Below are 19,896 nucleotides of genomic sequence, written 5' to 3' on the forward strand. Positions count from 1 at the left end.
TGGGTCGACGCTGTGCGGACAGGGGAGTAGGCGGGTGTGCCGAAACCTGCGCACCAGATCCTGATCCGCGCTCCCTCGGAAGGAAGCACATGAAGTCACCAGACCCGCCGCGGCCCGCCCGCGCGGCTCCGGCGAGAACCCCTGTCGTCCCGAGTGCCACGACGGCCGCGAGCCCCGACGCCGGGGAACGAGTCCCCCCGCTGTCCACGGAGTCGACGGCGACGCCGTCACGCACCCCGGGCGCTCGGAAGGGCGTGACCACTCGGCCCGTGGGCCGGGACGCCGAGGCCGAGGCCGCACCCCGAGAAGCCGCAGCCCCAAAGGCCGCAGCCCCAAAGGCCGCAGACCCGAAGGCCGCAGCCCCAAAGGCCGCGACTCCGAAGGCCGCAACCCCGAAGGCCACAGCCACAAAGGCCGCGTCCGAAGCAGCCACGTTCGAGCAGGCCGCATCGGTCGGCGCCGCTGCCGCCGCCGGGACGGCACGCCGCGGCACTCGCGTCCTCCTGCGCGGCACCCACCGCACCGTGCTGACCGTGGCGGCCGTCACCGGTGTCGTGCTCGTGGCAGGTGTCCTCGTGGGCCTGCGCGGCAGCGGCGCCCCCCACGACAAGGCCGTTGCGGACCCCGCCGCCACCCTGCTGGACCCCGCCGGGGACGGCACCGCCCAGGGGAACGTCCCGGGCGCCCTGCCGCTGCCGTCCGCCGGCAAGTCCGGTGCGGGCCAGGGCAAGCACACGGACGGTCGCACGGGCGACAGCCAGACGGGCGACGGGAAGCACGCCGGGTCCGGCACCGCCGAGGACGGTGCGCACGGCTCGTCGTCCGGCGGGTCGTCGAAAACCTCGGACGGCACGTCGACGGGCCACGGCACCTCGTCCTCCGCGAACGGCTCCTCGGCCCAGGACGCCGCGACCCCGGCCTCCCACACGACGGCTCCGTCCTCCTCCAGCGGATCGAGCGGATCCAGCGGATCGAGCAGCTCGGGCGTGATGGTGTTCAGCCACGCGTCCGGGCGCTGCCTCACCGTGGCGGGCGGCCAGGGCAAGGACGGCTCGCCGCTGGAGATCCGGGACTGCACGGGATCGTCGGCACAGAAGTGGACCTTCGCCTCCGACGGCTCGATCCGCGCCTTCGGTCTCTGCATGGACGCCGCGGGCGCGTCGACCGCCAACGGCACCGTCGTACAGCTGGCCACCTGCAACGGCGGGCCGGCCCAGCAGTTCCGGCTCAATGCCCGGCACGACCTCACCAGCGTGCTCAGCGACAACGACCAGTGCGTGGACGTGAAGGACGAGCGGACCGCCAACGGCACCCGCCTCCAGCTGTGGAGCTGCGCCGGCACCGACAATCAGAAGTGGTCCAAGAAGTAGGTCCTGACCCGCTTCCTCTCGTGTGAGTGGGAGAGGAAGCGGGTCCGCGAGGCCCGTTCAGACCCGGTGGCCGTGCACGCCGGGCACGTTGTCGACCGCGTCCGTGTTGTCGTGCTGGTTCTTCTCGAAGCTCTTGCCCGAGTCGACCGTGAGGGTCGCGGCGCTCCGCATGGCCTGCGCCAGGCTCCGTATGCCGTCCCGGAGCAGGTTGTGGACCGGGACGTAGTTCTGGACGTACTGCTTGCCGTACGAGTCGTTGCCCCACGGCGGGTCCGCCGGGTCGAACGCGGTGTTGTCCGCGAACTGTTCGGCGGCACCGTCCGTCAGGTCGGCGACCTGGTCGGTGGCGCCACCGCCCGCCTGGATGCGGCTCGGATCGGCGATGAGGAGGTTGTCGTCAGCCACGGCCCTCGCCCCCGGCGGGCCGCGGGGCGAGGACTTCCTCCAGGGAACCCCCGTCGAGGAGCCTGCCCAGGTCCAGACGGTCCAGGACACCGCCGTCCAGGCCGCTGGGAGCGGCACCGCCCGCGCCCTGGAGGACGGCCATGGCACGTGAGGTCATCTGGGACCGTGACATCGCCATGGCCTCCAGCACGCTGGCCGCGAGCGCCTGTCCCGTCACCTCCTTGAACCTGTTGTTGAGGAAGCGCAGCCCCGACGGCGTTCCGTCATGGCCGACCGTCACCTCCACGACACCGTCCCTGGACCGGGCCGTGACGGAGAGCGTCCGGATCTCCTCGCGGGCGTCGATGAGCGCCTGGCGCTGTTTCGTGAACGCGTCGAGCGCCTGCTGCTGCTGTTCCTGGAGTGATGAACTCATGTCTCTCCTGTGCCGGGTGGGACCGCTTGCCGGGGAGCGGTGGGACGAGGGGGCGGGCGGAGTCAGTGGCCGATCGACGCGGGCAGCCCGCCCTCCTCGGTGCCCCAGACGTCGCGTTCCTTCCCGGACCAGGCGGTGCCCTGGGTCGCCTGCCGCGCGCCGCCCGCGGGTCCGTATCCGGACTCGGTGGAGGGGCGGCGCGGGCCGAGGAGTTCGTCGGAGTCGGTCTCCTCCTCTTCCCACTCCTCCGGCTCCTCGGGGGCGATCCGGGCGGTGCCGTAGGGGGACAGGCCGTGCTGGATGACGGCGCCGTCCATGTCATTGCCGTCGTAGAGGTTCCGCTCGCGGTCCCCGCCGCCCTGCTGACCGCCCTGCTGGCCGCCCATGCGGCTCATGCCGGCCATCATCATCATGGGGGAGAGCAGTCCCATGGCGTTCTGGCTGTCCGAGGCCGCACCCCCGGTCGGCGCGCTCGCGCCGACGCCGGCTCCCGCGCCGCCTGCGGCCGCCGCCACCTGACCGCCCGCCGCCACCTGACCGCCCGCCGCCACCTGACCGCCCGCCGCGTCAGCGGCGCTCTGCGGGCTGGGAACGGTCTGGAACCGGCCGTCCGACGTGGTCACCAGTCCGCTGCCGTCGGTGTGCGTGTACTGGGTGATGCCGCCCGGGTGGCTGGTGACGGCGGTGCCGTCGGGTGTGTAGCTGATCTGGCCGCCGCCGCTGTAGGTGGGGATGTCGAAGCCCGGCGAGGCGATGGTCCCGTTGCCGGTCGCCGCCGTGGCCCCGGTGGTGGTGATCGTGCCGTCCGGGTGCAGGGTGGTGGTGCTGCCGTCCGGGTTGTGGGTGACGATGTCGCCCTGGTCGTCGACGGAGATGGTGCCGCCGTCGCCGGTGGTCACGCTCTGGCCGGCGTCGAGGTGGCTGGTGGTGGTGTTGCCCTGGGCGTCGACGGTGGTGACGTCGCCGTTGGGGTGCACGGTGACCGTGGAGCCGTCCGGGTTGTCGGTGGTGAGGCTGCCGTCGCCGTTGATGTGGGAGACGGTGCCGTCGGGCGAGGTCAGCTGGATCTGGCCGTCCGGTGTGACGATCCGCGACGTGCCGTTGTCGAACGTGGTCGTCTTCGTGCCGTCGGCGGCGGTCCGGGTGAGGCTGCCGTCGCCGTTGCGGGTGATGGACGAGCCGTCCGGGTTGCTGACCGACTCGCCGACGCCGAGGTGGGTCGTGGTGCTCGTGCCCTGCGCGTCGACGGTGGTCACCTCGCCGTCGGGGGTGACGGTTTGGCTGGTTCCGTCGGGGAACGTCGAGGTGATGCTGCCGTCGGCGTTGCGGGTGACCGTGCTGCCGTCCGGGTAGCTGGTCATCACGCCGTTGCCGGTGCGGGTGGTGGTGCTGCCGTCGATGTTGCTGACGGGCAGCCCCGAGGCGAAGTCGGACAGGGCGCCGCCACCGGTCAGTCCACCGGTCAGCCCGCTCGTCAGGTCGCCCGTCAGGTCGCCCGTCAGGCCGCTCGTCAGGCCGCCGGTCAGGTCGCCCGTGAGCGAGCCGTCGCCGCTCAGGCCCGATGTGTCCGTGCCGCCGCCGAGACCGCTGGTCAGGTCGCCGGTCAGGGAGCCGTTGCCGCTGAGGCTCGGCCCGTCCGACGTGGTCGGGATGTCGGTGCCGCCGCCGAGACCGTTGGTCAGGTCGTTGGAGAAGCCGCCGTTGCCGGTGAGGTTCGACAGGCTGTCGCCGAGGCCGTTGCCGACATCGTCGAGGCCGTCCCCGAGACTGTCGCCGAGGCCCTTGAGGCCGTCGTCGAGGCCGCCGCCGAGGTTGTCGAGACCGTCCCCGAGCTTCTTCAGGCTCTCGTCGAGACCGCTGTCGGTCTTGTCGCCGTTCTCCTCCTGGACGTCCGAGGTCAGGGACGAACTCGTGTCGCTGAAGGAGAACGCCGGATTCCACGTGGAGTTGAGCACACGTGACCAGTCCTTCTGGAGCGTCTCCAGCACATTGCGGGCCGGTGCGTCCAGGTTGGTCTGGATGTTGTTGATCCAGCGGTTCTGCGCCTCCCTGACCACCGCGTGCCAGGTGGAGGTGTCACCGAGGGCGCCCCAGGCGGTGTGCTCGCTGAACCCCGGCTTGGTCTTGGCACTGTAGGTACCGCTGTCCGCCTCGATCTGGCGGGCGTTGTTGTCGATGATCCAGCGGCCCATCTCGACGAACACCTGGTTCAGGACGTCCAGGGGGTCCGCCGGGATGTGCTGCTCGGTGGACGAGCCGTCCGGGAGGGTGGTGGTGACGGGCTCGGCCTGCTGCCAGTAGAAGTCCTGGAAGATCTTCTGCAGGTCCGTGTACGCCGTGTAGAGGGACTGCTCGGCGCCGATCAGGTCGTCCCCGTGCAGTGTCTTGCTGACGAATCCCGTGGAAGGGGACCGGTGCTGGGGGCTGAACCCCGGCGGCTGGAGCTGCGACGTGTAGTTCTCGTACTTCTTGTGGAGGTCGTCGACCAGCAGCCAGAAGGCACCCGCGGCGTTGCCCTTCCAGGACGCCTGTTCACTGCCGAGCTGCTGCTTCCAGTTCGCCAGCACCTCGGTCTGGTCACGGAAGAACTGGCCGGCCTGGTCGAAGGACCAGGCGAGTTCGGCGAACGACTTGAGCTGCACCCCGTCGACCTGCGCACCGTCCCCCCGGACGCCGCTGATGTCACCCTTGGCGGAGGAGTACTGCGTGAGCAGACCGGAAAGGACATCCCCCGAGTCTCCCCAGTAGCGGTGGAAGTCCGGGCCGTCGATGTAGGAGATGTCGACCCTGTTCTTGCGGACGCCACCACCGCTTGTGTAGAACTCGAAATGGAATCCCTTGTTGGGGTTCTGCGGCACGATCCAGGCGAAGAAGTCGTCTTTGCTGTCGAAGCGCAGTCCCCCTCTCTTGAAGCTGTAGTTGATCCAGGGGATACCACTGTCACCGGTGACTTTGGTGACGTCCTCACGTTTGACCAGCGACCAGTTGGTCAACAGGTGGAGGATGTCTTCCCAGCTCTGCACGGCCATGGTCTTGCTACTCCGGGATGAATCGTCGGGGGGTCACAGGCCCAGGGAATTCTGGCCGGTGCCCGTACCACTGCCTGTTCCGGTGCCCGAGCTGCCGCCGAGGGCGGTCTGGTAGTCGGAGACGGCCTTCATGAACTTCGTCGACTCGACGTCCGTGAGGTTCTTCGCCTGGGCGTCCTTCATGGTCGTGATGACCGTCCGCAGGTCGCCCTGGAGCTTGGTGAACGCGTCCCTGTGGTGACTGAACACCGTGTCGATCGCGGTGGCGGCCTTCTTGGCGTTCTCGCAGATGTTCTTGCCACCGGTCTGGTCGTCACTGGCCATCGGCCCGATGGCCAGCACCTGCGGCTTGTTGCTGACGTCGAACAACGCCTCCGGGTGCGCGTTCGGCGACCTGATCTCGTCGAGCGCGCGCAGGAAGCCGCTGACATCGGTGTCGATGAAGTTCTGCAAGGCTGCGTAATCCAGCTGATCCAGGTTGTGGTGCTCGCTGCCGGGCATGTGCGCCTTCCTGCCGCTCTACGGTTCGGTCCGCGGGTCCGTCAGATGTGTGTCTGTCAGATGTTGCTGAAATTGTTCGCGTTCTGGAGAGAGGTGGTTCGTAGGGTGATGGAGTTGCTCTCCAGGACCTCCATGAGGCGCAGCAGATAGACGTTGAGGTTCTGGATCTCGGAGTCCCAGGCGGGGATCACCTGCCCGTAGTAGACGTCCTTCTCCGGACCGGTCCACGCTTCGACCACGGTCTGGAGATTCGCCTTCAGGACGTTGACGACCTTCGCGATCTCCTGTGTCTGCTGGCCCAGGTACTGAACCGATGACATCGCCTTGCCGTGATCGATGAAGATTCCCTCGGACACGAATTCTCCTTTGAGGTCCTGGTGTGCTGGTGAAGGGGAGTGGGGGAGGCGAGGGGAAAGGGGGCCTCGCCGGATACGCGTGCGGCGTCAGCTGGGCGTGGTCAGGGTGGTGAAGGTGCTCTGCGAGGTGGACGTGTCGCCGCCGCCGTTGACGTTGAGAACGGAGGTGACGTTGTGCTGCGTCGCCCTGTTCGAGGACTGCCTGTTCTCGTTGAGGGTGTTCTCCATCTTCATGCAGGTGCCGCGGATCTTCTCGATCTCGTTGAGCCAGTCGTCGAGCTTGCGCTGGAAGGCGGTGCCGTCCTCACCGGCGTAGCCGCCGGCGAGCACCATCCGCTCGTCGTTGACCTGGCCCTTGATGGAGCTCAGGGCCGTGCGGGCGTCCTCCAGGAACTGGATGGAGTCGATATAGGTCTTGTCCGTGGACGACTGCTGGTTACCGGACGTCATGGGGTCTCCATAGGTGGGGTGGGGTCGAGGTCGGTCGGAAAACGAGATACGTATGTATGCGGTTTCACCTTAACCGCTGTGTGTCCACACGCCCCCGGGGTTCACGGGTTGTCGTTGTCACATGTAGGTGTGCCGGTGGCCATCGCCCGGTTGTTCGCCGCGGCGTCGGGGGAGAGGTCGGGACCGGTGGGAAGCATGTTCAGCAGTGCGGCCGGCAGGCCCTCCGCGCCGGACAGGTCGTAGCCCAGGTCCTTGGCCGCGGCCGCCGTGGGCACCCGGTACTTCACCCCGTTGTCGGTGACGAGATACGTGGTGGTGCCGGTCCCGCTGCCCGAACTGCTCAGCGCGCGCACCAGACTTCCGCTGCCCGGTGCCACCGCGATGCCGTCGACCGGCAGACAGGCGGCGGCCAGCGCCTTCAGGGGCGGGAGCGCCTCCTCGACGACCGTCCTGCCCGGTACCAGCGAGAGCGTCACCCGCACGCTCGTGGAGCCGTCCGCGTCGAGGCCGACGCACACACCGGTCGAGTCGGGCACGCGCAGCAGGGCGGGCGGCGTGGCCGGAAGCTGTGACCCGGCCTGCCGTACGGCGGTGCCGTCCGCCGACCCGGCGGGGGCCAGCGCGCCGCTGAGCGCCTGCGCCGACAGGACCACCGCCTCGGGTACGGCGCCCGCGTAGGCCTTCTGCCGGGTCTCGGGGTCGCCCAGGGCGAGGGCGGCCTGGGTCGCGGTGACCGGGACGAGGCCGTCGCCGCCGAGCACGTAGTAGCGCTGGGCGGAGCCGGGAGTCTGCACGCCGAACACCTGACCGACCCGGGTGGACTCCCCGTCGAGCTGCGGACCGGTGTCGCCCAGGCCGGTCACCGGCGGCGCCGCGAGGTCCGGGCCCGCGGGCACCGCGTCGAGGAACGCGGCGGACACCGTGGTGGCGCCGCTGCCGCCGTAGCCGAGGGCCGCGAGCGCTCCCTGGCCGCCGGCCACCTTGAACCGGTTGTCCTGCCAGAGCAGATACGTGTCGCCGTCCGCTCCCCGCACCAGCACCCCCTGGTCCGCGCCCACCCCCGTGCCCTGCTGCGGGCTGTCGACGGCGAGGACGGTCAGCGGCTTGCGGGCCCCGGCGTCGGTGGTCGTGGTGGCCGCGCACACCTGCCAGGGATGGGCGTTCAGCCGCTCCGCGGTGGGCAGCGAGTCGGGGGCGCCGGGGATGCCGACCTCGGTGCCGTGCCGAGCGGTGTCCAGGGAGTTCACCGACACGGACACGGTCGTCATGCCGGACCCCAGCAGCAGGCGTGCGGAGGGGTAGTTGAGGACCGTGTGCAGCCGTCCGTCGTACACGTAGCGGGTGCCGGTCTCCTTCTCCACGATGAGCGCCTCGCCGCTCTTCCACGAGGTGTTGCCGCCGGGCTTCACCAGGCCGAACAGCAGGAACCCGGCACAGACGACGGCAGCAGTCACCATGCCGTAGGTCATGCCGCGGTTGGTGCGCCGGTTGGGCGGCTCCGACACGTCGGGGTCGGCGCGCAGCAGACCGGAGGTCAGCCGGGACACCAGGAACTGGTGGGCGATGACCTGGTCACGTCGGGACTGCATGATGACACCTCCTCGGAATCAGCCGAACAGGCCGCGCAGGCGCTGGTACACGTCCAGGACCCACAGGGCGAGGGGCAGCAGGGCCAGGGCCGCGCCGGACTGGAGCAGGTCACCGGCCCGCCCCCAGTACGGCAGCAGACGCCGTCCGGGCACGGTCCAGGAGACGACGGCGGTGAGCGCGGCGGTCAGGAGCAGGGCGGCGGTGCCGAGCAGTTCGCCGCGTTCACCGTGGCGGGCGGCCAGCTCCACGATCAGCAGGACGACGCCGATGCCCGCCGGAAGGCTCAGCGCGATCCGTTGCCACGAGGTGCCGAGGCTGCGTCCGTGCAGGCCGAGCAGCGTCGCCAGGACGAGCACGGTGATCGTCTCGGGCAGGTGGGGGTGCCGGGCCAGCGCGGCGAGGGCGGCGAGACAGACCACGCCCACCGCGCCGTACAGACCGGTCATCCAGTGGTCGACCGCGGCGCCGCCGCTCGCGACGTCGTCCTCGGAGCGCGGCTCGATGCCCTCCTGGAGCTGACCGGGGTTGGTGGGCAGCGGGGGCAGCCGCAGGCCCGCGAAGGAGAAGGCCATCATCGGGATGAACGCCCCGAGGAGCACGGCGGCGCAGGCGACGGCGGCGGCCGCCTGGTGGGCGGAGACGTCCAGGGCCACCATGAGCCCGCCGCCGAGGACCGCCGCCAGAGTCAGCACCCCACAGGACGCGAACACCACCGGACGGCCCGCCACCACCGCGGCGGCCAGGACGAGCCCCACGGCGCCCGCCGCGCCCGCCGCGAGCAGATGGGCGCCGACGGTCCGGTCCGCACCGTCGCCGAGCTGACCGTCGCCGACCAGCAGGAGACCGGCCGCCGCCAGGAAGGCCGCGCCGAACAGTCCCAGCAGCACGCCTCCTTGCGGGTCGTCCAGCACCCGGGCGGCGGAACCCGCCCCGGACAGGGTGAGCAGGGCCGCACCCGCGGCGAGGATCATCCGGTCGCCGGCGGCGCCCTTCGACGTGACGAGCAGGACCAGACAGCCGAGCAGGGCCGCGGCCATGAGGACCCGCAGCAGCCGGCGGCTGATCTGCGGGCTCCACGCGTGCGGCAGGCGCTGGACGACGGCCGAGACCGCTTCGAGGAGGCTGTCGTAGCGCACCGGGGGCAGCGACTCGGTGTGCGGACGCAGGACGAGCGTCTCGCCCTCCCGCAGGTCCAGCGACTCCGGTGTGCCCTCCAGGTCCAGCGGATGACCGCCGATGCGCTGCAGCACCCAGCCGCCGTGCTCCAGTCCCTGTTCCGCGAGGTCCTCACCCGCGTGTCCCGCGATCACGGGCAGCAGGTCCGCGATCGGGACATCGGCGGGGACGGCGAGGTCCAGTGTCTTCTCAGGGGCGCGCACCGTGAGACGGCACAGCCCGTTCAGTGAGCCTTCGCTCATGGGGCGCAACAGCCTTCCGAAGGGGGAGACGAGGGGAGCACGGGGGACACGGCCGACACGGCCCTGTGGTCTGTGGAACACATGCGGTCAGGGACACCTGACGGTCAAGGACATCTGACGGTAGAGACACCTGACGGTCAGAGACACCTGACAGTCAGATACTCTCATGGCCGGAAGCATCTCTTCACCCGAGCCTCCCGAACATGTGTGTTCACCCGCGGCCTCGCTGCCGTCGCGGCCCGGCACCCCTCATCACCACTCAGGCGGGGCCCAGTTGACCGCCCCCGTACACAGTCGAAGGAGAGCCCACGTGAGCGTGGTTTTCTTCCGCAGGCCGGCCCGCCGCCGCGGCCCCGAACTGCCCGACGGGGAGCTGACGCTCCAGGAGCCACCCACGCTCGCGGAGGCGGCACCGTCGTCCGCGGCCAACATGCTCACCTATCTGCCGATGGCAGGTATGTCCGTCGGCATGGTGCTGCTCTACACACGTATCGGCAGCGGCACCGGCCCGGTCATCTATCTGGTGGTCGGGCTGATGCTGCTGTCGATGATCATGATGCTGGTCGGGCAGCTGGTGAAGTCCGGCTCCGAGCGCAAGCAGAAGATGCAGGGCGTACGCCGGGACTACCTGCGCTATCTCGGCGGTGCGCGGCGCAGGGCGCGGTCCGCCGTGGCCGAACAGCAGCGCGCCCTGGCCTGGCGGCATCCCGAGCCCACCGGCCTGTGGTCGTTCGTGGAGACCTCCCGGCTGTGGGAACGCCGCACCACCGACGAGGACTTCGCCGAGGTGCGGGTCGCCGTCGGTGAGCAGCGGCTCGCGATGCAGCTGGTCAACAAGACGGCGAAGCCCGTCGAGGACCTCGACCCGCTCTCCGCGCACGCGCTGCGCGCCTTCATCAACGCCTACTCCACGGTGCCAGGACAGCCCATCGCGATCTTCCTGCGGGCCTGGTCGAGGATCCTGTTCCGGGGCGAGCGGGAGAAGGTGCTGGGTACCGTCCGGGCGCTGCTCGCCCAGCTCGCCGTACTGCACACCCCGCAGAACCTGATGATCGCGTTCTGCGTGGCCCCGGAGCACCGGGCGCAGTGGGAGTGGACGAAGTGGCTGCCGCACGCGCTGCATCCGCAGGAGTCCGACGGGGCCGGACCGGCCCGTCTGATCACCTCGACCCTCGCCGAGCTGGAGGACCTGCTGGGCGAGGAACTGACCGGCCGTCCGCTCTTCGAGGCGGGCGTGTCACCCACCAAGGACGAGCCGTACGTGGTCGTCGTCCTGGACGGAGGCCAGGTCCCCTCCGGCCATCGCTTCGAACGCGCCGGGTACCGCAACGCGGTGATCCTGGACGTCGCGGAGAGCCTGGCCTGGAAGCCCGGGCGGACCGTGCTGCGGCTGCTCGTGGAGGAGCCGGAGGAAGCGCAGGAGCAGCCGGGGGGAGCGGGGGAAGCGGGGGAGGACGCCGGGTCCATGGGATCGTACGACGAGGTGAAGATCGTACGCACCGACCGCAACCGCAAGGAGATCTCGATCCCGCTGGGCCGCGCCGACCGGCTCGGCCCGGCCGCCGTACGGTCCCTCGCCGCCCGCCTCGCGCCGATGCGCACCGGCGCCACCGCCGAGAGCGCGCAGCCGCTGGCCACCGACATCCAGCTCACCACCCTCCTCGGCATCCCCGATCTGCACCGCTACTCCCCCCAGGAGTACTGGGAGCGCCGCGCCGGCCAGCACAAGCGCCTGCGCGTGCCCATCGCCGTCGGGGCCGACGGGCGCCCCGTGGAACTCGACATCAAGGAGTCCGCCCAGGACGGCATGGGCCCGCACGGCATGCTCATCGGCGCCACCGGCTCCGGCAAGAGCGAACTGCTGCGCACCCTGGTCCTCGGACTCGCCCTCGGCCACTCCTCCGAGACGCTGAACTTCGTCCTCGTCGACTTCAAGGGCGGCGCCACGTTTCTCGGGTTCGACGCCCTGCCGCACACCTCCGCGGTGATCACCAACCTCGCCGACGAGGCCGCGCTGGTGGACCGGATGCAGGACGCCCTGCGGGGTGAGATGCAGCGGCGCCAGGAACTGCTGCGCAGCGCCGGCAACTACACCTCCGCGCTCGACTACGAGAAGGCGCGCGCCGCCGGAGCACCGCTGGAACCGCTGCCCAGCCTGCTGGTGGTCGTCGACGAGTTCAGCGAACTGCTCTCCGCCCACCGCGAGTTCATGGACCTGTTCGTGGCCATCGGCCGCCTCGGCCGCTCCCTGGGCGTCCATCTGCTGCTCGCCTCGCAGCGCCTGGACGAGGGGCGCATGCACCAGCTGGAGAGCCACCTGTCGTACCGGATCGGGCTGCGCACGTTCTCCGCGATGGAGAGCCGCGGCGTGCTCGGGGTGCCGGACGCCTACGAACTGCCCTCCCAGCCGGGCGCCGGTTACCTCAAGAGCGGTGTGGAACCCCTCACCCGGTTCCGGGCCGCCTATGTGTCCGGGACGTACCGGCAGCGGGTCGGCGCGCTCGCCCAGGAGAGGATCGCCGGCCAGATCATGCCCTGGACCGGGGACTGGGTGACCCCGCGGCAGGCGCCCGAGGCGCCGGAGCCGACCGGAGCTGCCCCGGACGACGAGGACGACACCAGCCTGATGGCCGTCGCCATCGACCGGCTGCGCGACGCGGGACCGCCCGCCTACCAGGTGTGGCTGCCCCCGCTGGGCGCCCCGTCCACCCTCGACGCCCTGCTGCCCCCGCTGATCCCGGACCCCGTACTCGGGCTCACCACCGCCGACTGGGAGGACCGCGGCAGGCTGCGGGTGCCGCTCGGCATCGTGGACAGGCCGTTCGAGCAGGTCCGCGAGCCGCTGACGGTGGATCTGAGCGCGGCGGGCGGCCATGTCGCCATCGGCGGCGGGCCGCAGAGCGGCAAGTCCACCCTGGTGCGCAACCTCATCACCGCGCTGGCGCTCACCCACACCCCGCGCGAAGTGCAGTTCTACTGCCTCGACTTCGGCGGCGGCTCGCTCGCCCCGCTGGCCGGGCTGCCGCACGTCGGCGGGGTCGCGGGCCGGCTGGAGGGCGAGCGGGTGGGGCGCACCCTCGCCGAGATGATGACCCTGCTCGCCCACCGCGAGCGGCTCTTCCTCGACCACGGCATCGACTCCATGGCCACGCTGCGGCGCCGCCGGGCGGCCGGTGAGCTCCCCGAGGAGCGGCACGGTGACGTGTTCCTGGTCATCGACGGCTGGCAGACCCTCCGGCAGGACTTCCAGGACCATGTGCAGACGGTCGGTCAGCTCGCCACCAGCGGGCTCAACTACGGCATCCACGTGGTGACCTCCACCACCCGCTGGGTCGAACTGTCCGCCGCGGTCCGCGACCAGTCGGCCACCAGGCTGGAGCTGCGGATGGGCGACTCCCTGGACTCCATGATCGACATCAGGATGGCCCGGAACGTCCCCCGCCTTCCCGGCCGCGGCCTCACCGTCGACTCCAAGCTGCACTTCCTCACCGCCCTGCCGCGCATCGACGGCGTCCGTGACGCCGCCGACCTCGGCGAGGGCGTCGCCGACCTGGTCCAGGCCGTGGCCGACGGCTGGCAGGGCCCCGCCGCGCCGCCCGTCCGGATGCTCCCGACGGTGCTCGACGCCCGCGACCTCGCCCCCTCGCCCGAGGGGCGGCGCTTCCAGATCCCGCTGGGCGTCGAGGAGAAGGAACTGGCCCCCGCCTGGCACCACTTCGCCGACACCCCGCACCTGGTGGCCTTCGGCGACACCGAGTCGGGCAAGACCAACCTGCTGCGGCTGGTCACCAAGGCGATCACCGAACGTTTCACGCCGGGCGAGGCCCGTATCCTCGCCGTCGACTTCCGCCGCGAACTGGTCGAGGCGGTGCCCGAGGAGTACCGCCTGGGCCACGCCGTCTCCGTCGACCAGCTCGACGAGTACGTCCAGGGCGTGGCACGGGCCCTGAAGACGCGGGCGCCCGGACCGGAGATCACCCCGGCCCGGATGCGGCAGGCCGACTGGTGGGTGGGGCCACGGCTGTTCATCCTCGTCGACGACTACGACCTCGTCGCCAACCCCGCGCGCACCGTCTTCGAGCCCCTGCTCGAACACCTGCCGCTGGGCTACGAGGTGGGCCTGCACATGGTCGTCACCCGGTCCGCGGCCAACTCCATGCGCGGCGTCAACGACCCGCTCGTACGGCGCATGCTGGAGGTGAACTCGCCGGGTCTGCTGCTGTCCTGCCCGCCCAGTGAGGGGTACGTGTTCGGCAACGTCAAGCCCCGGGTGCTGCCGCCCGGCCGCGGCAGCTACATCACACGCCGCAGCGCGACGCAGATCCAGACGGCGTTCCTGGCGGACGGGACGGCGGAGGCGCCCGCGGGCCGCTGAACGAGGGCGCGAGCCGGGCGGTGCCCACGATGCTGTCGGCCGATCGTGGTCACCGCCCGGCCCGCGCCGTTCCCGCCGAAGGTCAGACGGGCTTCCGGCCGCCCGTACGCCGGGACGAACGGACCCGGCCCACCGCCATGGCCCAGGCCGCCAGCACACCCACCAGCAGACACGCGCCGGCCAGCGCCCAGGCCCGGGGCACGACACCGCTCTCGGGCGCCGTCTCCGGCAGCCGCAGCCCGTCCTGGGACGCGGCCCGTGGCGCCCCCGAGGGCAGGACGGTGCTGAGCGCGCCGGAGGGGTCGAGCAGCGGCACCGAGGCGTGTGCCGCCGTCGCCCGGAGCCGGGCGGCGGTCTGGGCCGCGCTGAGGTGCGGCAGACGGGCCCGCACCAGCGCGGCCGTCCCGGCCACGTAGGCGGCGGCCACCGAGGCGCCGTTCGCGACGTAGTTGCCCGTGCCCCGGGGGCCGATCCCGGTGACGGCCTCGCCCGGCGCGGCCAGGTCGGCCTCGACCGGCTGCGGCACCCCGTCCGGCCGCTCGCCGTCGACGTCCACGCTCACCACCGACAGGACACCCTCCGACGAAGCCGGCCAGTACGGAGCCGGCGGCGGATCCGAGGTCTTCCCCGAGGCCGACTCGGGCGCGGTGTCGGGTGCCGCCGGGGCCACCACGAGCACGTCCGCGACGGCGGCGTGCTTCAGGGCCGTCCGCAGCCGCGCGGTGCCGACGGGCAGCGCCGCCGAGACGTCCACCACCTTCGCGCCCGCCGCGACGGCCGCCTCGATCCCCTGTGCGACCAGGTCCGCGCTCGGGCGGCCCCACTGGTCCGTGCCCCGCGCGGCCACGATCCGGGCCTCCGGCGCCACCCCCGTGAACCCGCTCCCGGGCACGGCCGACGCCGCGATCACCCCCGCCAGGAAGGTGCCGTGCCCCACACAGTCCGTCGCGGCGGCACCCTCGGCCCGGACGCGGCCGGCGAGACCGGTGGCCTGGGGTGCGACACCGGTGTCCACCACACCGACCAGGACGCCGTCGCCCCGGGTGTACCGGTTGGCCCGGGCCAGGTTCAGCGCGAGCTGAGCCCACGGCACGGAGCTCACATGTGTCGGTGAGGCCGTGGTGCAGGTGTTGGAGTCGGGGTCGAGGGAGGAGGCGATCAACGGCAGCAGTGGTGCGGCCGACGCCGTCGCGGAGGGGGTCGCCGTCGGGTCCGGAGCGGCCGTGGCGCTCGCCGTCGGTGCCACGGTGAGCACCGCCCCCAGGAGCGGAGCGAGGACCGCCAGGCGGGGTGCGCGGGGCGGCTCGCGGGGCTCGCGGGGCTCGCGGGACTCGCGGGGGCCGCGGGAGAGTGGCGGGAAGAAGGCGCTGTCATCGGTCATGTCATCGAATTCCCTGGCCATGGTGACCGGTTGGCCTGCCGTGGGGGCAGGCGGAGTGCGGGCGGGGGACAGGCGGCGAGCGGGCGGGGGACAGGCGGAGGGCGGGCCGAGTGGGGGCGGGAGCGGGACGCCGCCGGACCCGATCGCCCGATCGCCCGCGCCTGCGGCGCGCCCGGGTGGTTGTGTGCACATGCTAGACAGCCCGCACCGCACACGTCGCCCGCCGGGTGTCGATCAGTCCCTCACACCCCTCGCGCACCCGTGATCCCTGACACCGGGTAAGCTGCGAGTACGAGACACGTGTGGTGGCGGGGAGACCTTCCGGGCCGCTCGCGGCTCGGGAGTGACGTACTGCAGAACACCTATGTTTCCCGCTCGGTTCCGGCTCGACGCGAGTCGGCCGCCACCGGCAGGACATGTCGTCCTGCTCCGGGGTGCGTGCTCATACCGCCCCACCGAAGGTGACCACGAGCTGTGAGGACCGCATGACCGCCATCTGCGTGAGGAGCGCGCGATGATCCGGCGCGGCACCGGCCGACGCGGCGGACAGGCCGAACTCCCGCCCCCCGCCCGCCTGACCGTCTCCCGCACCCGGGAACACGTCCACGTGGTGCACACCGGCGGCACCCCGCCGCGCCGACTGGCCGACCTCGCGGACCGGCTCGGTCCCGCGCGGGAGAACGAGGCGGCCGTCCTGGTCGGTGCCCCGCTCGGTGACGACGGGGCCGAGGGGCTGTGCGAGCGGCTCGCGCCCGTACTGCGGGGACTCAAGGACGAGGACGTGCGCCTGCTGCGGCTGGTCATGTCGGCCGGCGCCGACGAGGCCGAGGACCGGCCCTCGGTGGCCCGGCTCATCTGCGAGCGGTGGGAACTCGACGTACTGGCCACCGCCGGACCCGCGGTCGTCGTCCCGGACGGCACCCTCTTCTCGCCGGACCTCCCCGACGCCCCCGGGGGCTGGTGGCACTTCTCCTACGGCGAGGTGCCGCGGCCCGTCGGCAGCCGACTGCCCATCCCCGCATGGGAGTCCGCGCTGCGACAGGTGGACCACGACCCGGTGGCCGGGCACGTCGTCGAGCCGGTACCGGCCGGCCTGCTGATCCGGTCCACGGCCGCGGACTCCCCGGCCGTGCACACCCTTCCGTACGCCGTACCGCCGGACCCCGACCGGCCGTATCTGCTCGTCGGTACGGCGGACGTACCGGCCGGGGATCTGGCCACGGTGCTCGCCGCCCTGCCGGGACGCATACGCGAGGACATCCGGCTGCTGTCCCTGGACGGGCAGCCGATGCCGGAGACCGGACAGGCCGTGGCGGACCTGCTCGGGACCGACGTCCACCTGGCCAACGGACTGCCCGTCGTGGTCGACGGCGATCCGGACGACGGCTCCAGGGCCGAGGCGTCCACCGAGCCGTACCTGGTCGACGCCGACGGCACCCCGGCCTGGCGACCGTTCGCGCGGACGCTCACCTGCGCACCGGTCGGGGCCGGCCGCGCCGAGAACGCCCGGGTCACCACGTGGCGGGCGCCCGCCTCGCTGTCGAGCGCCGAACCCGTCGACGTCGCCCTGCCCTTCCACCGGATCTGGAAGGTAGCTCCCACTCCCGCCGGGCTGTGGATCGGACCCCGCAGCGGTGAACCCCCGCTCACGGCCGTCACCCGCAGGCCCGCCCCCGACGCCGTCGCCATCGAACTCGGCGCGCCGCGCCGCGCGCTCGACGACTCGCTCTGGCCGCACCTGGACCGGCTGTTCGGGGAACTCGACCCCGAGGTACGGGAGCGGGCCGTCGTACATGTCCACGGCGTCCTGGGCAGCAGGGGCATGGAGAGCCTGCGCAAGCTCACCGTCCGGCACAGCTTCTCCCTGATGCCGCAACGGCGGGGAGGGGGCGCGGAGGAGCCGCTGTCGCAGGAGACCGAAGCGGCTGAAGAGGCTACGGAGCCGGAGCCGGAGCCGGAGTCGGAGCCGGGACTTCGGCCTTCGGTACGGAGGCCCGTCGAGGTGGTGGCGCCGGCCCGGGAGCTGCGCACGCAGACCGGCCCCTCCACGCCGGAACGGGCACCGGAGGGTACGGCTCCTCTTACGGCGACGGCGACGGCGACCACGACGGCGACAGCCACGGCGACCGTGACGACGACAGCGACTGCGACCGTGACTGCGACGATTCCCGCATCTCCGTCTCCCGCATCTCCGTCTCCCGCATCTCCGTCTCCCGCGCCCGGGGCCTCGGACAGCGACCCCGCGAAGCTGCGCCGCGATCTCGGACCCTTCTGGGAACAGCACCGCCGCGCCGCCACGGACGTCGTGGCGCCCCTGTTCAGAGCGGCTCAACGGGAGCAGCCCGAGGCGACCGTCGCCGAACTGGTCGCAGTGCACGTCTACATGACGGCGGTGGACGACGTACGACTGCGGGCGTCGCTGGCCGACGGCGACGACCGGAGCCGGACGCTGCTGCGCTGTCTGCGGTCCGCAACCCGCCGACTGCCCTCCTACCGGGGTGCCTCGCTGAGCACCGCCGACGAACTCGTCTCGCGCGTCACCGCGGACGCCGTGGGACAGGAGTGGGAAGGCACCGTGCCGGTCCGGGCCGTCGCGGTGGGGCGTACCTACCCGGGCGTGTCCACCGACCACGTCCTCATCTGGTCGGTCACCGGCCGCCGTACCGGCACCCTCGACGCCGACGGCGCCGAGCACGTCCTCTTCGCGCAGGAGTCCAGGTTCCGGGTCCTGGGCGTGGCCCGGCACGGCACGGCCACCGTCGGCCTGATGCAGGAGATGCCACAGGAGTCGCACGTCTCCGCCCCGCGGCTGGAGGCGGCTCTGCTGAAACGGCTGCGCGCCGTGTTCGACCTGCTCTCCGCCGCACCCGGCACGGACCTCGGCCGACCGCTCCTGGACACCGTTTCCTAGGCCGCCGGTTCGCCCCGACAGGTCCCCTCCAGCCACTACCGGCCCCTACCGGCCCGCACCAGTCCCGTACCAGCCCGTACTGACCAGCCCTTACGTCCAGCGTCCCGCCACGAGGAGCGTCATGTCCCCCAGAACGCCCAGGTCCACGGCCGAGCCGAGCGCGACGAGCGGCAGGGCCGGCTCCGCGCGGCGCATTCGCCGTTCCGTGGCGCTGCCCATGCCCGACGGGGCGAGCATGAGCCCGCTGGCCCCGGCCGATCCGCTCGGTGCCGGGCAGGACGAGAGCACCATGCGGTCCCTGTCCGCGGTCCTGGCCGCGTCCCGCACACCGGAAGCGGAGCCGGAGCCCGACCCGGCCGCCTGGCGTCCGGGTGGCGCGGACCGCTCCGGCGCGGCGTCCGCGACCGCGGGTGCCGAGAGCGTGGCGGCCCCGGCCGGACCTTCCTCGCGGCGTCCGGGCGGTGGACCGTCGGCGCCGAAGGTCTCCGGACGGCCGTTCCTGGTCGCGGCCGCCGTCGCCGGGGCCGTGGTCGCGGGCACTCCTTTCCTGACGTCCCACGCCAAGGACCACACGACGACGTACGAGGGTCTCGGCAAGGGAGAGCCGGTGGCGGTGGAGGGCGGCGGCACCGACGCGCATCCGGACGCGTACGCCCGGCAGCTGGAGGCGCAGCAACCGGCCGCGGACGGCCAGGTCCCCACCGCCGCCAACCTGCTGGACCCCGACACGGGCGCCTGGCACGGGTCGGGGGACGCCTCCGCCTCCGGAACCGACCGGAAGACGGACGCGCCGGTCGTGCCCGGGGTATCGGTCGCGGAGCGTGCCGCCGCCGCCACGCCCGCCTCTGACGGGACGGAGGCCGCGGCTGCACGGTCCGCGGCGGCCGAGGACACGCCGCGCGCCCAGGCGGACACGGGGTCCGCCGAGAACGTGCCCGTGAAGGAGGGCGGTTCGGCCAAGCCCGCCGCCGCCACGGCCGGGAGCACCAGAGCCGCCATCACCACGCCCGCCACGCCCGCCACGCCCGCCAAGTCGGCCGAGCCCGCCAAGTCCAAGGACACGGCAGCCGACGAGTCCCCGGCGAAGGCCGCCGGCACGGTGGCGGCCCGCACCGCCGCCCCGGCCACCACCAGCGCCGGCGCGCAGTCCACCGCGAAGCCCGACACCGACGCCGACGCCGACACCGACCCCGCCCCCGACGCCGGCACCACGACGAAGCCCACGGCGACGGACGAGAACAGCACCACCACGGACGACACCCCGGCCAAGGACCCGGCGAAGACGACCGACCCCGCCCGGAGCGCGGCCGCCCAGCCCGCCCCCCAGCCCAGCCCCCAGTGGACCACCCAGGTCTTCACCTCCTCCTTCACCCTGCGCGCGGGGGAGTCCGTCAGCAGCGACCGGATGCGCGTGACCATGCGCGCCGGCGGCGACCTCGTCATCTCCGACGAGAACGGCACCGTCCGCTGGACCTCGGGGACGACGGGCGAGAACAACTACGCCACGTTCAAGGCGGACGGTGAACTCGTCGTCCGTTCGGACTACCTGGAAACGCTGTGGTCCTCCCGGACGGGCGGTCACACCGGGGCGAAGCTCGTCATCCAGGACGACGGGAACGTCACGATCCTGAGCGCCGACGACCAGACCCTCTGGGCCGCCGGCACCCAGCACTGAGCGCACCGAACCCACCGAAC

Annotated in this window: 13 protein-coding genes; 4 read left to right on the top strand and 9 right to left on the bottom strand. The window is 72.2% G+C overall.

The window, feature by feature from the left end; translation table 11 throughout:
- Positions 1–524: 524 nt before the first annotated feature.
- Positions 525–1,370 carry a ricin-type beta-trefoil lectin domain protein gene (locus ACFYWQ_RS30465; protein WP_389520758.1) on the top strand — a complete coding sequence of 282 codons (846 nt, stop codon included), beginning with the start codon at positions 525–527 and terminating at the stop codon, positions 1,368–1,370.
- Positions 1,371–1,427: 57 nt separating this feature from the next.
- Here the strand turns inward: ACFYWQ_RS30465 and ACFYWQ_RS30470 are convergent, their stop codons facing one another.
- From ACFYWQ_RS30470 to eccD, 8 genes are all read right to left on the bottom strand, one after another.
- Positions 1,428–1,775, bottom strand: a complete 348-nt coding sequence (locus tag ACFYWQ_RS30470; protein WP_389520760.1) for a hypothetical protein — start codon at positions 1,773–1,775, stop codon at positions 1,428–1,430.
- Positions 1,768–2,190 (bottom strand): YbaB/EbfC family nucleoid-associated protein, encoded by a 423-nt coding sequence (locus tag ACFYWQ_RS30475; protein WP_389520762.1) that lies wholly within the window; start codon positions 2,188–2,190, stop codon positions 1,768–1,770. Before ACFYWQ_RS30475 ends, ACFYWQ_RS30470 begins: the two co-directional genes overlap by 8 nt.
- Before the next feature lie 62 nt (positions 2,191–2,252).
- Complete coding sequence (locus ACFYWQ_RS30480) at positions 2,253–5,219, bottom strand: AAWKG family protein (protein WP_389520764.1); 2,967 nt, start codon at positions 5,217–5,219, stop codon at positions 2,253–2,255.
- A gap of 33 nt (positions 5,220–5,252) precedes the next feature.
- Positions 5,253–5,720, bottom strand: a complete 468-nt coding sequence (locus tag ACFYWQ_RS30485) for a type VII secretion system-associated protein (protein WP_389520766.1) — start codon at positions 5,718–5,720, stop codon at positions 5,253–5,255.
- Positions 5,721–5,776: 56 nt separating this feature from the next.
- Complete coding sequence (locus ACFYWQ_RS30490; RefSeq protein WP_389520768.1) at positions 5,777–6,076, bottom strand: WXG100 family type VII secretion target; 300 nt, start codon at positions 6,074–6,076, stop codon at positions 5,777–5,779.
- A gap of 87 nt (positions 6,077–6,163) precedes the next feature.
- Entirely contained in the window at positions 6,164–6,526 is a 363-nt protein-coding gene (locus ACFYWQ_RS30495; protein ID WP_389520769.1) for a hypothetical protein, read from the bottom strand.
- Between the two features lie 101 nt (positions 6,527–6,627).
- Positions 6,628–8,115, bottom strand: coding sequence for a type VII secretion protein EccB (gene eccB / locus ACFYWQ_RS30500; RefSeq protein WP_389520771.1), 1,488 nt, complete (start codon positions 8,113–8,115; stop codon positions 6,628–6,630).
- A gap of 18 nt (positions 8,116–8,133) precedes the next feature.
- Positions 8,134–9,534 carry a type VII secretion integral membrane protein EccD gene (gene eccD, locus ACFYWQ_RS30505; RefSeq protein WP_389520773.1) on the bottom strand — a complete coding sequence of 467 codons (1,401 nt, stop codon included), beginning with the start codon at positions 9,532–9,534 and terminating at the stop codon, positions 8,134–8,136.
- A 310-nt stretch (positions 9,535–9,844) separates the two neighbouring features.
- On the opposite strand from eccD, the gene eccCa reads away from it, so the two are divergent.
- Positions 9,845–13,909: a type VII secretion protein EccCa gene (gene eccCa / locus ACFYWQ_RS30510; RefSeq protein ID WP_389520775.1), complete on the top strand. Its 4,065-nt coding sequence runs from the start codon at positions 9,845–9,847 to the stop codon at positions 13,907–13,909.
- 82 nt (positions 13,910–13,991) lie between these two features.
- Here the strand turns inward: eccCa and ACFYWQ_RS30515 are convergent, their stop codons facing one another.
- Positions 13,992–15,290, bottom strand: a complete 1,299-nt coding sequence (locus tag ACFYWQ_RS30515) for a S8 family serine peptidase (protein ID WP_389520776.1) — start codon at positions 15,288–15,290, stop codon at positions 13,992–13,994.
- A gap of 514 nt (positions 15,291–15,804) precedes the next feature.
- Between ACFYWQ_RS30515 and ACFYWQ_RS30520 the strand changes: the two genes are divergently transcribed.
- Together ACFYWQ_RS30520 and ACFYWQ_RS30525 are read left to right on the top strand one after the other, a co-directional pair.
- Complete coding sequence (locus ACFYWQ_RS30520; protein WP_389520778.1) at positions 15,805–18,201, top strand: hypothetical protein; 2,397 nt, start codon at positions 15,805–15,807, stop codon at positions 18,199–18,201.
- Between the two features lie 121 nt (positions 18,202–18,322).
- Positions 18,323–19,876: a hypothetical protein gene (locus ACFYWQ_RS30525; protein WP_389520779.1), complete on the top strand. Its 1,554-nt coding sequence runs from the start codon at positions 18,323–18,325 to the stop codon at positions 19,874–19,876.
- Positions 19,877–19,896 lie beyond the last annotated feature (20 nt).

It is taken from the genome of Streptomyces sp. NPDC003247, from assembly GCF_042888135.1.
GTDB lineage: Bacteria > Actinomycetota > Actinomycetes > Streptomycetales > Streptomycetaceae > Streptomyces.

What these genes read in the sequence shown, in the direction of transcription:
- eccD (WP_389520773.1), bottom strand. Translation starts at nt 9,534, where the DNA reads ATGAGCGAAGGCTCACTGAACGGGCTGTGCCGTCTCACGGTGCGCGCC.
- ACFYWQ_RS30520 (WP_389520778.1), top strand. Translation starts at nt 15,805, where the DNA reads ATGATCCGGCGCGGCACCGGCCGACGCGGCGGACAGGCCGAACTCCCG.
- eccB (WP_389520771.1), bottom strand. Translation starts at nt 8,115, where the DNA reads ATGCAGTCCCGACGTGACCAGGTCATCGCCCACCAGTTCCTGGTGTCC.
- ACFYWQ_RS30475 (WP_389520762.1), bottom strand. Translation starts at nt 2,190, where the DNA reads ATGAGTTCATCACTCCAGGAACAGCAGCAGCAGGCGCTCGACGCGTTC.
- ACFYWQ_RS30525 (WP_389520779.1), top strand. Translation starts at nt 18,323, where the DNA reads ATGTCCCCCAGAACGCCCAGGTCCACGGCCGAGCCGAGCGCGACGAGC.
- ACFYWQ_RS30495 (WP_389520769.1), bottom strand. Translation starts at nt 6,526, where the DNA reads ATGACGTCCGGTAACCAGCAGTCGTCCACGGACAAGACCTATATCGAC.
- ACFYWQ_RS30515 (WP_389520776.1), bottom strand. Translation starts at nt 15,290, where the DNA reads ATGACCGATGACAGCGCCTTCTTCCCGCCACTCTCCCGCGGCCCCCGC.
- ACFYWQ_RS30480 (WP_389520764.1), bottom strand. Translation starts at nt 5,219, where the DNA reads ATGGCCGTGCAGAGCTGGGAAGACATCCTCCACCTGTTGACCAACTGG.
- ACFYWQ_RS30485 (WP_389520766.1), bottom strand. Translation starts at nt 5,720, where the DNA reads ATGCCCGGCAGCGAGCACCACAACCTGGATCAGCTGGATTACGCAGCC.